This window comes from Streptomyces sp. NRRL WC-3742, assembly GCF_000720635.1.
GTDB lineage: Bacteria > Actinomycetota > Actinomycetes > Streptomycetales > Streptomycetaceae > Kitasatospora.
This window is the reverse complement of sequence record NZ_JOCF01000046.1, coordinates 52,578-65,083: the sequence shown is the minus strand read 5'-3', so window position 1 is coordinate 65,083 and position 12,506 is coordinate 52,578. Positions and strand designations below refer to the sequence as shown.

General features: G+C 72.2%; 10 protein-coding genes. 3 read left to right on the top strand and 7 right to left on the bottom strand.

The annotated features are described in order from the left end of the window. Positions 1-457 precede the first annotated feature (457 nt). Complete coding sequence (locus IH61_RS0124455) at positions 458-1,282, top strand: PP2C family protein-serine/threonine phosphatase (protein ID WP_031073382.1); 825 nt, start codon at positions 458-460, stop codon at positions 1,280-1,282. 60 nt (positions 1,283-1,342) lie between these two features. Next, on the top strand, positions 1,343-2,359 hold the full coding sequence (locus IH61_RS0124450) for an MASE1 domain-containing protein (protein ID WP_051837847.1): 1,017 nt from the start codon (positions 1,343-1,345) through the stop codon (positions 2,357-2,359). Between the two features lie 28 nt (positions 2,360-2,387). Here IH61_RS0124450 and IH61_RS0124445 read toward each other — a convergent pair whose 3' ends face one another. Beyond that, a complete protein-coding gene (locus IH61_RS0124445) occupies positions 2,388-2,924 on the bottom strand; it encodes a dihydrofolate reductase family protein (protein ID WP_031073378.1) in 537 nt (178 codons plus the stop codon). A gap of 77 nt (positions 2,925-3,001) precedes the next feature. Between IH61_RS0124445 and IH61_RS41345 the strand changes: the two genes are divergently transcribed. After that, positions 3,002-3,691 (top strand): helix-turn-helix domain-containing protein, encoded by a 690-nt coding sequence (locus tag IH61_RS41345; protein ID WP_037973290.1) that lies wholly within the window; start codon positions 3,002-3,004, stop codon positions 3,689-3,691. A 79-nt stretch (positions 3,692-3,770) separates the two neighbouring features. Here the strand turns inward: IH61_RS41345 and IH61_RS0124435 are convergent, their stop codons facing one another. From IH61_RS0124435 to IH61_RS0124410, 6 genes are all read right to left on the bottom strand, one after another. Next, a complete protein-coding gene (locus IH61_RS0124435; RefSeq protein ID WP_051837846.1) occupies positions 3,771-6,536 on the bottom strand; it encodes a ricin-type beta-trefoil lectin domain protein in 2,766 nt (921 codons plus the stop codon). A 131-nt stretch (positions 6,537-6,667) separates the two neighbouring features. Continuing rightward, positions 6,668-8,884 (bottom strand): putative Ig domain-containing protein, encoded by a 2,217-nt coding sequence (locus IH61_RS49665; protein ID WP_031073370.1) that lies wholly within the window; start codon positions 8,882-8,884, stop codon positions 6,668-6,670. A 117-nt stretch (positions 8,885-9,001) separates the two neighbouring features. Further along, positions 9,002-9,952, bottom strand: a complete 951-nt coding sequence (locus IH61_RS0124425) for a sugar kinase (RefSeq protein ID WP_037973289.1) — start codon at positions 9,950-9,952, stop codon at positions 9,002-9,004. Next, a complete protein-coding gene (locus tag IH61_RS0124420) occupies positions 9,945-10,604 on the bottom strand; it encodes a bifunctional 4-hydroxy-2-oxoglutarate aldolase/2-dehydro-3-deoxy-phosphogluconate aldolase (protein ID WP_234327315.1) in 660 nt (219 codons plus the stop codon). Before IH61_RS0124420 ends, IH61_RS0124425 begins: the two co-directional genes overlap by 8 nt. Continuing rightward, the gene (locus IH61_RS0124415; protein ID WP_051837845.1) at positions 10,601-11,515 is read right to left on the bottom strand and encodes a carbohydrate ABC transporter permease; all 915 of its coding nucleotides are present in this window, start codon (positions 11,513-11,515) and stop codon (positions 10,601-10,603) included. Before IH61_RS0124415 ends, IH61_RS0124420 begins: the two co-directional genes overlap by 4 nt. A 40-nt stretch (positions 11,516-11,555) precedes the next feature. After that, on the bottom strand, positions 11,556-12,506 hold the full coding sequence (locus tag IH61_RS0124410; protein WP_031073361.1) for a carbohydrate ABC transporter permease: 951 nt from the start codon (positions 12,504-12,506) through the stop codon (positions 11,556-11,558).

Genomic DNA, 12,506 nt, shown 5'->3' with positions numbered 1-12,506 from the left:
CGCAACCGACCATCTGGCTCATGTTGATGGCCGTGGCCTGGAACAGCCCGACTCGTCTGACGAGGCCGGGGCCGTGCTCAGTGGACAAAGGGTGCCTCCAGGGGAGCATCAAGGGCGGGCGGCGGCCCGCGATGGGGAATAGTAAAATTCCTTAACTGGATTGCGGTCAAGAGTGGTCCGGGTCACGATCCGATGCACATCCACCGGGCCCCGCCTGCCTCGGGGGCGACCGACGCCCGGGGGTGGCCACCCTGGCGGGCGGACGGCCCGTAGCAATTAGGAAGAGAGGGCAACAAAACATCCCTCGCTCATTTCACCTTGCGTCCGGGCTTCGTCACCATCGGTTCACCTGTCGCGCGGTGATCCCGGCGCCGGCCGCTCGCTCAGGCGGCCGTCGCCCGTTCGGGGGACATACGCTGGCTCTGATCACCCCGTCCCACTACCTGCCGGAGGGCCGATGATCCGACGCCGCCCCGCCGGCCGCCGGAGCGCGGACGACCTGCTGACCGAACTCGGCCGGCTCACCGCGTCCGCGCTGGAGCAGGCCGAGCTGCAGCAGGCCCGGGTGGAGCTTGCCGAGGCGCTGCAGCGCGTGCTGCTGCCGTCCGCGCTGCCGCAGCTGCCCGGACTGCGGGCGGTCGCCCGGTACGCGCCGGCCCGGCACGGCCTGAGCGTCGGCGGGGACTGGTACGACGGCTTCCGGCTGCCGGACGGCTCGCTGGCCTTCTCGCTCGGCGACGTCCAGGGCCACGACGTGGAGGCGGCCGCGATCATGGGCCAGGTCCGGGTCGGCCTGCGCGCCGTCGCGACCACCGCCGCCGACCCCGGCGAGGTGCTGGGCCGGGCCAACGACCTGCTGATCTCCATGGACAGCCGCCGCTTCGCCACCTGCAGCTTCCTGCGCTACGACCCGGACACCGGGGAGCTGTCGCACGCCCGGGCCGGGCACGTCCCGCCGGTCTGGGCGGACGGCGAGGGCCACTGGGGGCAGTGCGACGACGAGGGCGGACCGCCGCTCGGGGTCCTGCCCAACCAGCGGTACCCGGTCAGCCACCACAAGCTGTCCGGGAGCGGAGTCGTCGCCCTCGTCACGGACGGGGTGGTCGAGGGGCCCGAGTTCCCGATCGAGGCCGGGCTGGAGCGGGTGGCGGCCGTGCTGAGGGAACGGGTCGCGGACGAGCCGGACGCGCTGGCCGCCGAACTGCTGGAGGTCGCCGACCTGACCGGGCACACCGACGACGCCGCCGTGCTGGTGCTGCGCCACGACGACCTCCACGGCTGAGAACTCCCGCGGCGGGCGCGTGCGTGTCACGCCCGTACAGCACCGCCCGTCCGTAGTCAGATGGCTACCGTGCCGCCCACCACCACGCCCAGCCCGCGCGACCCGCGCCGCCTCGCAACGGCCGCCGTACGCCTGCTCGCAGTCACCGCGGTCTACCTGGCGGCCGGGCGGATCGGCCTGCTGGAACAGGTGGTGATCGGCGGGGCCAAGGTCACCCCGCTCTGGCCGCCGACCGGGATCGCGCTCACCTGTCTGCTGCTGTACGGCCTCCGCGTCTGGCCGGCCGTGGCGCTGGGCGCCTTCCTGGTCGTCGTCTCCTCCGGGCCGCCCACCTGGGGCACGCTCGGCATCGTGGCCGGGAACACCCTGGCTCCGGTCGCCGCGTACCTGATGCTGCGCCGGGCCGGGTTCCGGATCGAGATGGGCCGGTTGCGGGACGGGATGGCGCTGGTCTTCCTCGGGGCGTTCGCCGGGATGCTGATCAGCTCCAGCATCGGCACCGCCGTCCTGGTCCTGAACGGGGACCTGCCGGCCGACGGGTTCTGGTCCACCTGGTCGGCCTGGTGGACGGGCGACGCGATGGGGGTGCTGGTGATCACCCCGCTGCTGCTGGCGCTGAGCACGGCCCGGCTGCCCGCCGACCGGCGCCCGTTCGACCTGGTGGAGCCGGTCCTGCTGCTGGCCGGTACCGCCGGTGCGACCGTGCTGGCCACCTCCACCAGGCTCAGCGTGCTCTTCCTGGTCTTCCCCTTCCTGATCTGGGCGGCGCTGCGGTTCCAGGTGCTCGGGGCGGCGCCCTGCGTCCTGCTGGTCTCGGTGATCACCATCACGGCGGCGACCAACCGGGCGGGCCCGTTCGCCGGGCACGGGCTCGTCGCCGCCATGGTGATGCTGCAGGCCCTCAACGGGTGCGCGGCGCTCACCAGCCTGCTGCTGGCCGCGGTCGTCGCCGAGCAGCGTGACACCTACCGGCGGATCGAACAGGCCACGGTCGAGCTGGCCGAGGTCGTCAACCGCCTGGCCCCCGGCAAGGCCGACACCAGCCTCTGGCTCCCGCCGGAGGACGGCGGCCGTTAGTCCTTCAACGGTGCCGAGGGGCGACCGTTCAGAGTTCGTAGGTCAGGACCACCGCGCCGTTGCCGATCTCGGTCACCGCCGTGAGGTCCATGGCAGTCGCGCCGATGCCCGCCAGCAGGGACTGACCGGAACCCGCGACGAACGGGGAGATGCTCAGATGCAGCTCGTCGATGAGCCCGGCCTCGAGGAGTGCCCGGCTGAACGGGCCGTTGCCGTACTTCACCAGGGTTCCGCTGCCGGACTCCTTGAGCCGGGCGACGGCGTCGACGGCGTCGCCCGCGAGCACCTCGGCGTTCCAGGTGGTCTCGGTCAGGGTGGTGGAGGCGACGTACTTCGGCAGGGCGTTGAGCCGGTCGGCGAGGGCGCCGGTCATGGTCGGCCAGGTCGCCGCGAAGCCCTGGTAGGTCGCCCGTCCCAGCACGAGACCGGCCGCCTCCTCCAACATCCCAAGCTGGTACGCGAAGTGCTTGTCGTTGGGCACGACCTTCATCTGTGCGGCCCAGAAGTCGTCCCCGGTGAACATCCCGTCAAGCGAGAGGTGGTTGTACTCGACCAGTTTTCTCATGCCCGTACTCAACCACCGCCGTGATCGGCCCGTCTTGTATCGAACCGAAGAGCGACGGGCAGGACTAAACTCCTGCCATGGGGTTGATCTTCGACGCCGTTGCGGGCGAACTGCCGCTGGTGCGGCGGGTGTGGTCGGCGCGCTGTGACGCCACCACCGATTTCACCTCGGTGGCCAAAGGCTCCTCCATGATCGCGTTCGCGCGTCACGCCGGCAGCTGGACGGTGCACCTGCGCGGTCCGGAGACCGGCGCCACAGCGCTGACCTGCCCGGAGGGCTGGGAGTTCTTCGGCGTCGAACTGCGGGTCGGTGCGTATCTTCCCCTGTTCCCGCCGGCCGGTCTGGCCGATCTGAACGACGCCGTGCTGCCGACCGTGCCGGGCGACCGGATCGTGCTGGACAACCGGGACTGGGAGATGCCGACCGAGCAGAACGTCGACGTCTTCGTCGACAGGCTCGTGCGCGCGGGTCTGTTGTTCCTCGATCCGCTCGTCGAGGAGATCCTTCACGGCCAACGACCACGGTCCATGTCGGAACGGACGGCGCAGATCCGCTTCCGCCAGGCCGTCGGGGTGTCGCGCCGCAAGCTCCTCAGCATCGAGCAGGCACGGCAGGCCGCGCAGCTGCTCACGGCGGGCGAATCGATCGCCGAGGTGATCTCCGCCTGCGGCTACTACGACCAACCCCAGCTCACGCGGGCGATACGGTCGGTGACCGGCCACACTCCGGGCGAGCTGAGGTCTGCGGTCCCGTTCCTCGCGTTCTGACCCTGCCCCGACGCGTAGGCGGTGACGGGGTACCCGGCCCGGGGTCGACTCGGCGGTCGTCCCCGGGGCCAGGGCGTGGCTAACTCAGGGTGGGGATCCTCCACTGCTGGCCGGTGCCGCCCGAGCACGACCGGAGTTGGAGCTTCGTTCCGTTCGCCGTCCCGGCGTCGGCGGCGTCCAGGCACTTGCCCATGGCCCGGAGCGAGCTGCTTGCCGGGTCGTAGGTCCACTGCTGGGCCGGTGTTCCGTTGCAGGTGTAGAGCTGGACGGCTGCCCCGTCCGCGCTGGAACCGCCGCGCACGTCCAGGCACTTGGCCGCGGCCCGCACGGTGCCGTCGCCCGGCAGGGTCCAGGTCTGGGCGGCGGTGCCGTTGCAGTCGTAGAGCTGGACCTGGGTGCCGTCGGCGGTGAGACCGCCCGGCAGGTCGACGCACCGCGCGCTCGCCGTGCCGGTGATGGGCCCGCTCGGGGCCGGACCACCGCAGTCGGTCGGGCCTGCGGTCGGGGCCGGGTGCCGGGTGGGCAGGGTGAGCGTGGTGCCGGGCGCGACCTGGTGGACGGTGCCACTGCCGTCGCGCACGGCGAGGGCGGGGCCGGACCGGGCGGTGACGGTGGTGCCCTGCTGGCCGACGGAGACGTCGAAGGTGGTGCCGTGCCACTTCAGGCCGGTGACGTCGTCCCCGGGCAGTTGCGTGGGCAGGAAGGGGTCGAGGGTGACGGCGTCCGTACCCCAGCGCAGGCCCGTGAAGCCGTACAGGAACTGCTGGAGGTAGCCGCCCTCGGCGGTGGTGAAGGTGAACGTTCCGCCGGAGCGCTGCTCGTGGAACTGGTGGAACGGCGCGCCCAGGAACGGATCGGCGCTGGCCCGCAGGTGGTTGTACGCGGTGCAGCCGGGCGAGCCGAGGGCGGCGGCGTCGATGGTGGCGATCGCGTCGGCCATCGCCGGGGCCTGGGGGTCGGTGCGCCGGCTGTAGTAGTCGAGGTCGTTCTGCGCCAGGGAGCGCGGCATCGGCACGGCCCACGGGTACTGGAGCATCGTCACGTCCGCCTGCTTGACGACCCGGCCGTCGTAGCCCCGGTACTCCGGGTGGATGTTGTTGGTGGTGTCCACCGGGAGGACCAGACCGTCGGCGACGGTGCTCCAGGCGGGGTCGGGAGTCCGGCCGACGACAGCGGCGGCCTGGACGGCGATCCGCAGCGACGCCTGCGCGCTCGCGTTGGTGTACGCGCTGGTGTTGACGTTGTTCACGTACTCGTCCGGGGGCATCACGTCGGTGATGTCGTACCCGCCGGCGCCGTCGGACGAGGCCCGGGAGGCCCAGTAGTCGGCGACGTCCTTCAGGACGGGCCACGCCTTGTCCCGCAGCCAGTCGGTGTCGCCGGTGGCCTGGTAGTACTGCCACTGGGCGAGGGCGATGTCGGAGTTGATGTGGATCTCGGTCTGCATCCCGTTCCACCAGGTCGGCGTCGCGTCGCTGCCGGTCAGCGCGCTCTCCCAGGGGTACTTGGCCCCCTTGAGCGGGCGGCTCGGGGTGGACAGCTTGGCGGCGTTGGCCTCGGCGGCCGGCAGCAGTTTCTGCCGGTACGCGTTCGCGGCCTGCGCGATCTCGGGGTACTGGGCGAGCAGGGCCGGGTACATCCAGGTCTCCATGTCCCAGAAGACGTGCCCGTTGTAGCCGTTGGAGGAGAGCCCGCCGGGGCCGGTGCTCCAGGTGGTGTCGGAGCGCATGCTGGCGAGCAGGTAGAACATCGCCGCGTGGATCGTCGCGGTCATCTCGGTGTCGCCGGGGACGGACACGGTCGACTGCCACAGGCCGGCCCAGGCGTCGCGGTTGGCGGTGAGCGCCTGCTGGTAGCCGCTCGCCGCGGCGGCGGAAGCGGCGTCGCCGGCGGCCTGCTGCGGGCTGGCGTCCGTCAGCGGCCGGTCGGTGTCGACGCTGGAGGCGACGCCCACGAACTTGGTGACCTCGTAGGTCCGGCCCGCCGTGACGGGGAAGCTCGCGCGCTGGCCGACGGCGCCGTCGACGGCCGTGGTCGGCACGGTGGCGCCGTCGACGCGCAGCACGGAGGTGAGCGCGGCGGTCACCAGCTTTCCGTCGGTGACCACGTCCTCGGTGAGGGTGGCGCCGTCGCCGTCGACCTTCGCGCCGCCGGCGGACGCGCTGCTGAGGCCACGGCCGTCGAACTCGTCGTAGGCGGTGGCCGTTCCGCTCCAGCGCGGCACGGCGCGCACGGTCACGGTGCCCAGGTGCGCGCTGGAGCGGTTGGCGTTCACCTCGTAGGTGAAGCCGGTGCTGTCGCCGCCGGGCGAGGTCCAGTCGAAGCTGGTGGTCAGCATGCCGGTCCTCAGGTCCAACGACTGCCGGTAGTTGCTCGTGGTCCCGGCGGGCGGGGCTGCGGGCACCTGGGGCTGCGCGCCCGCCGGGACTCCGTACACTCCCCCGTTGCCGTCCTCGCGGCCGAAGCCGAGGGTGGTCCACGTCGGTAGCGCGGCACGCCGTTCGGGCTGCCCGTTCGGCGCGGCGTACAGGCCGGCCAGTTCCGACTCGATGGGGACGGCCCCGCCGCTGTAGCCTTCGCCGGCGGCCGGGACGCGGGTCGAGAAGTAGCCGTTGCCGATGAAGGCCGGGGCGTAGCCGGCCGAGGTGTCGGTGGTGCTCAGCACCCAACCGTCCGTACTGGTGCCGGTGGTGCCGGTGGTGCCGGCCGCGGCGAGCGCGGTGGGGGCGGGGAAGGTCGCCAGAGCGGCGACCAGGCTGCCGGCGGCCAGCAGCGCAGCCGCCCTGAGCCGTGGGCCTGGCCCGGACCGTCCGCGCCCGGCGGATTCGTCGTCTTCCGAGGACATGACTGGAGCCCTTTCTTCTACGAGTGGGGGGGTCGCTGAGGGCGGGTGGATCTCCTGCAGTGCGTTTGAAAGCCCTGGCCGGGCCGCAACGGTGGTTCACCGCGGCCCGGCCGGGACGACGTCCCGGGTGCTCACCTCACGGCGAAGGCGTCCAGGCTCACGTAGGTGTTCGTCGCTCGCGGGTCCTTGCGCCCGCTGACCGTGACGGTCACGGTGTGGGTGCCGTCGGGCAGGACGGGGCTGGTGTAGACCGGGAGCCCGAGGCGCTTGGCGGGGGCGTAGAGGTTAACGTCGACGGCCGGGCCGCCGTCGATGCTGAGGGCGGCGATGCCGTTGTCCGGGCTCTGGGATCCGTAGTAGGTCAGCGCGGTGCCGGAGAAGCTGAACGTGGCCGTGGCTCCGGCGGAGTCGCTCCAGTGGTCCAGGCCGCTGCCGCAGCCGGTGCTGCCGGTGGAGCTCCAGCCGGCGGAGTAGGTGATGGCGGCGGAGCCGTCGTCGGTGCAGGCGGCGGCTCCGAGGGCCGGGCCGCCGTAGGCGCCTCGGTTGGGGGCGGTGGCGCTGGTGGGGTTGCCCCAGTAGTCGGTCGCCTCGGCGCCACTGAGGGCGATGCCGCTCCGGTGGGCGGGTGAGGGCGAGGCGAGCTGGTAGCCGCCGAGGGAGTGGAGGCCGTAGCCCGCGGTGCCGGGCGCGGTGAACCCGGGGTCGGCGGTGGAGGGCGCCGGGTCGCTGCCGGGTGCGGTGAAGCCGACGTACGTGTTGTTCCGGTAGGTCGGCCCGGCGGGCAGGGTGGAGCCGGTGGGAGCTCCGGTGAGGATGTTGTTGGCGACGGTGGTCTCCGTCGGCAGTTCGACGGTGGCCTTCTTACCGGCGCAGTCGATGGTGTTGTTGGCGAACAGGAAGCTGACGGGGGTGCTGGCGCCGTTGCTGATGATCCGACAGTCGCCCACCGAGACGTTGTTCCGGTAGACGATGGACGCGTGGTAGGAGCCGCCGCAGGCAAGGCAGTTGAGCAGGATGCCGCCGTAGTTGTCGTGGTCGTAGTTGTCCTGGTAGGTGCACGCGCCGGTCATGTAGCCGTCGCAGTCCCACGCCTGGCTGTCGAAGGTCTGGGCGATGAGGTTGGACGCCTCGTTGTGCTGGAAGGTGGGGTTGTCGTCCGCCCAGCCCCAGATCGCCGCGATGTTCTCCGGGTTGACGGCGTTCGTCCCGGCGAGGTCGGAGACGTTGTACTCGATCAGCGGCGAGTCGGAGACGCAGATCACGATGCCGTCGTTGCTGTTGCGCTCGATGGTGTTGCCGGTGATGTGGACGAACCGGTTGTGGACGGCGTTGTTGTTGTCGCCGCCGTTGTCCTGGTTGCCGTAGAGGCCGATGCCGTTGACGTGGCTGTCGCGGACGTAGTTGTCGGCGATGGTCAGGCCCTTGACGAATCCGCCGTTGACCGGAAGGTCGGCGCCGATGCCGTGGGAGAGGTAGAAGCCCTTGTGGTCGCCGCCGCGGTCGGACCGGCCCATGACGTCGTGGACCACGTTGTCACGGATCGTGATGCCGTCGTGCTCGGCGAGGTCGTCGACGAGGACGTTGATCCCCGAGCGCCATCCTTCGGCGGCGGCGTTGTTGGTGACCTCCAGGCCCTGGACAATCCAGTACGACTGGTTGCGCAGCAGGACCGCCGCCCCGGTCGTCCCGGTGAGGCCGCCGCCGTTGACCACCGGGCGGGCGCCGCTGCCGTAGGCGCCGATGGTGATCGGCGCCGTGGCGCTGCCGTTGCCCGTCGGGGCGAGCTGGCCGTCGCAGCTGGTGCCGGCCTTGAGGAGCAGGGAGTCGCCGGGTTGGAAGGTGTGGCCGTTCGCCGCGGCGAGGCTGTTCCACGGGGAGTCCTGGGTGCCGGAGCCGTTGCCGGCGGCCGAGCAGTCGAGGTACCAGGACGTGGCGGTGGTGGCCGCGTCGACGGTCCAGGTGAAGGTGGTGCTGCCGCTGTTGCCCCGGCTGTCGGTCGCGGTGAGGGTGACGGTGGCGGAGCCGGTCCCGTGGGGCGTGCCGACCACGGTGCCGGTGGAGTAGTTGATGCTCAGCCCGGCCGGCAGGCCCGTGGCCGACCAGCTGAGCGGGGCGGTGCCGCCGGTGGCCTGCGGGAGCAGACCGGTGGCGACGCCGACGACGGAGCTCTGGGTGCCCGGGTCGGTGGGCGCGGGCGCGTCGGCGGCGGGCGCCTTCTGCTGCCGGCTCACGGCGCCGGTGGCCGCCTCCGCGGTGGGGGCGGCCAGGGTGAGCCCGGCGATGCAGGCGGCCGTGGCCAGCGCGGCGGTCGGGCGTAGGAGGAGTCGGACGAGTCTGATCGGGCGCATGGGGGACCTCGTTCCACTGGGGGTGAATGCCGCTGAGGATGAAGGGAGTGCCGATCGGTGGTGGGTCCGTCCTCGCGGCGCCGTCGGCGGAGGGCGCCGCGAGGACGGGGTTCCGGGTCAGCGGCTGACGTCCGTGCCGGCCGCTGGGAGGTGTGCGAGTTCGGCGGCCGTGGGCAGTCCCTCCCAGTCGCCCAGGGCCGAGACGGAGTACGCGGCCACCCGGGCCGCCTTCGCGAGCCGGGCCGGCTCGTCCAGGCCGGAGAGGAGGGCGGAGAGGTAGCCCGCGACGAAGGAGTCCCCGGCGCCGACCGGGTCGGTCTCGGTCACCCGGACCGCCTCGGTGCGCAGGACGCCGGAGGGGCCGGTCGAGAGCGCGCCGCTCGCCCCGAGGGTGAGGATCACGGTGCGCGGGCCGAGTTTCAGCAGCAGGCCGGCGAGCGCCGCGGGATCGGTGCGGTCGGTGTGGAGCAGGGCCCGGGCCTCGTCCAGGCCGGCGAAGAGCAGGTCCACGTGGGGCAGCAGGGCGGTGACGGCCTGCCGGTAGGCGGCGGGCTGCCAGAGCTTCGCCCGGTAGTTGGCGTCGAAGGACACCGTGACGGCCGCGGCCCGGGCTCGCCGTACGGCCTCGCGGACGGCCTCTGCGGCGCTGTCCGACAGCGCCGGGGTGATGGCGCTGGTGTGCAGGACGCTCGCCCGCTCGACGACCTCGGCCGGGATGTCCTCCGGGCGGAGCCGGGAGCCGGCCGAGTGGGCCCGGTAGTAGTGGACCCGTCGCAGGTCGGCGGTGCGCCGCTCCTTGATCATCAGCCCGGTCGGGGCGCCGGGGTCGACGGCGGCGTGCACCTCGACGCCTTCGCCGCGCAGGGTCGTCCGGACCAGCTCTCCGAACTCGTCCGTGCCGAGCCGGCCGATCCACCCGGCGGTGTGGCCGAGCCGCCGGGCGCCGATGGCCACGGTGGATTCGGCGCCGGCGACGGACAGGTCCAGCGTGCGGGCGTGCCGCAGCGGTCCGACGCGCTCCGCGCCGAGCGCGGCCATGGTCTCCCCGATCGTCACCAGGTCAGGCACGGCCGCCCCCTCCTCGTGCGGTCTCGACGAACTCGCCGGCCCGCGTGCGCAGTTCGTCGAGACTCCCGCCCGTGAGGGCGTCGCCGAGCAGCGGGGAGCCGACGGCGACGGCGAGCGCTCCGGCGTCCAGCCAGGGACGCACGTCGGCGAGGCCGATGCCCCCGGTCGGGACGAGAGGCACGTCCGGCAGCGGGGCCCGCAGCGCGGCGGCGAACGACGGCCCCAGCGCCGAGGCCGGGAAGAGCTTCGCGGCGGTCGCGCCGGCCGCCATGGCGTCGACGGCCTCGGTGGGGGTGAGGACGCCCGGCAGGGTTCCGAGGCCGAGGTCACGGGCGGTCTCCACGACGGGCAGGCTCAGATGGGGGCTGACGATGAAGTCGGCGCCCGCGTCGGCCACCCGCTGAACGTCCGTGGCCCGCAGCACGGTGCCCACACCGATGGTGACCTCCTCCCCCAGCCGGGCTCGGGTCCTGGCGACGGCCGTCAGGCTGCCCGGCGTGGGCAGGGTGACCTCCAGGCAGCGGACACCGGCCTCGACCAGCGCGTCGATCGCCGCCGTCAGGTCCGTTCCGGTGGTCGCTCGGAGGATGGCGACCAGCCGGTGCCGCCTCAGGGCGGCGGCCAGCCGGGCGTGGCCGTCGAGGGCGGTCACTTGCCCACCCCCGCGGTCATGCCGGCGATCAGCCGCTGGCCGAGGACGACGAACAGCAGCAGCACCGGCGCCATGACGATGACCACTCCCGCGAACATCCCGCCCCAGTCGGTGCCCTGGAACTGCTGCTGGTCGATGAACGACAGCAGCGCCGAGGGCAGCGTCCTGTTCCCGTCGCTGGTGAGCAGCACCAGTGAGAACAGCGTCTCGTTCCAGGCGCTGAGCACCTGGAGGGTGAAGGCGGTGATCAGGCCGTTGCGGGCCATCGGCAGCACGATCTGCAGGAAGCCACGTACCGCCCCGGCGCCGTCCAGGCAGGCGGCCTCCTCGACCTCGACCGGCAGGCTGCGGAAGTACCCGGTGAGCAGGAAGACGGTGAAGGGCATGGCCAGGCCGACGTAGACGGTCATCAGGCCCTGCATGCTGTCGAGGAGCTTGAGCTGGGTGGCGTTCTGGGCCTTGGCGAAGGCCACGTACACCGGGATGACGATCAGCTGCGTGGGGACGCCGATCCCGAGGGCGAACAGCAGGGTGAGAGGGCTGCCGATCCGGCGCCTGGTGCGGGCCAGGACGTACGCCGCCGGCGCGGCGAGGGCCACCGCGATCACCGCCGAACCGACGGACACCACCAGGGAGTTGACCAGTGCCGGGCCGAAACCGCCGGTGTCCCAGGCACGACTGTAGTTGCCCCATGCGAGGTGGCCGGGCAGCCCGACCGGGTGCTCGAAGATGTCCCTGGTGTCGCGCAGCGAGGTGACGACCATCCAGATCAGCAGCAGGATGTTCCCCAGGCACAGCACCCGGATCACGGCGGCGCCGAGGTGACGCGGCCTCAGCCGTCCGCGTCGGGCGGCGGGCCGGGCGGGACCGGCCCTGAGGTCGGCGTCCGGTGGTCGGGTGATGACGGTCATTGCGGGGTCCTTTGACGTCTGCGCGGCCACGTCTGCGCCGCTAGGAGAGCTGGATGGCATCCCGGCGCATCACCCGCCGGAGCAGGACGGCGACGAGGGCGATGAGGACGAGGCTGACGAGGGCGGCGGCGGAGGAGACGCCGAAGTCGCGGGTCGTGCGGGCCGAGAAGGCGCTCTCGTAGACGTACAGCGCGGTGGTGTAGGTGCTGTTCGGAGGCATGCCGCCGGTGCTGCCGCCGAAGACCAGGACGAGTTCGAAGACCTTGACGGTGGAGATGGTCCACAGCAGGGCGCAGACGGTGACGACGTCCCAGGACAGTGGCAGGGTGACGTGCCGGAAGCGGCCCCACGGGCCGGCGCCGTCGAGTTCGGCGGCCTCGTAGTAGGTGGTCGGGATCTGCTCGACGCCGGACATCAGAATGGTGGTGTAGTAGCCGGTGCCCGCCCACACGGTGACGCCGACGATCATCGTCATCAGGTTCTGCTCGGCCAGCCACTTGGGCGGGTCGTCGACGCCGAGCCAGCCGATGGCGGTGTTGACGATGCCGTCGGGCCGGAACAGCAGCCCGGCCATGACGCCGAACACCAGCGGGTTGACCAGCACCGGGAAGAACAGCACGTAGCGGACGAGGTTGCGGTCGCGCATCTCGCGCAGCAGGACGGTGACGGCGAAGCTGACCACGAAGATGGCCGCGCCGCCGACCAGCAGGATGAGCGTGGTGTTCTTCAGCGAGGTGAGGAACAGCTGGTCGTGCAGGAGGTTGGTGTAGTTCCTGAGGCCGCGACCCCGCGCCTCCCCGACGCCGTCCCAGCTCTGGAAGCCCAGCCAGACGCTGAAGCCGATGGGCGCCACGAAGAACAGCGTGAAGACGACCAGGGCGGGGGCGAGGAAGGGCCAGAACGTCCGGCGCTGGGCCCGTTCCATCGGGCTCCCGGGGGCGCGGCGGTCGCCGCGTCGGCGCCCGCTCCGGGCCGGTAGGGCTGTGGTCAT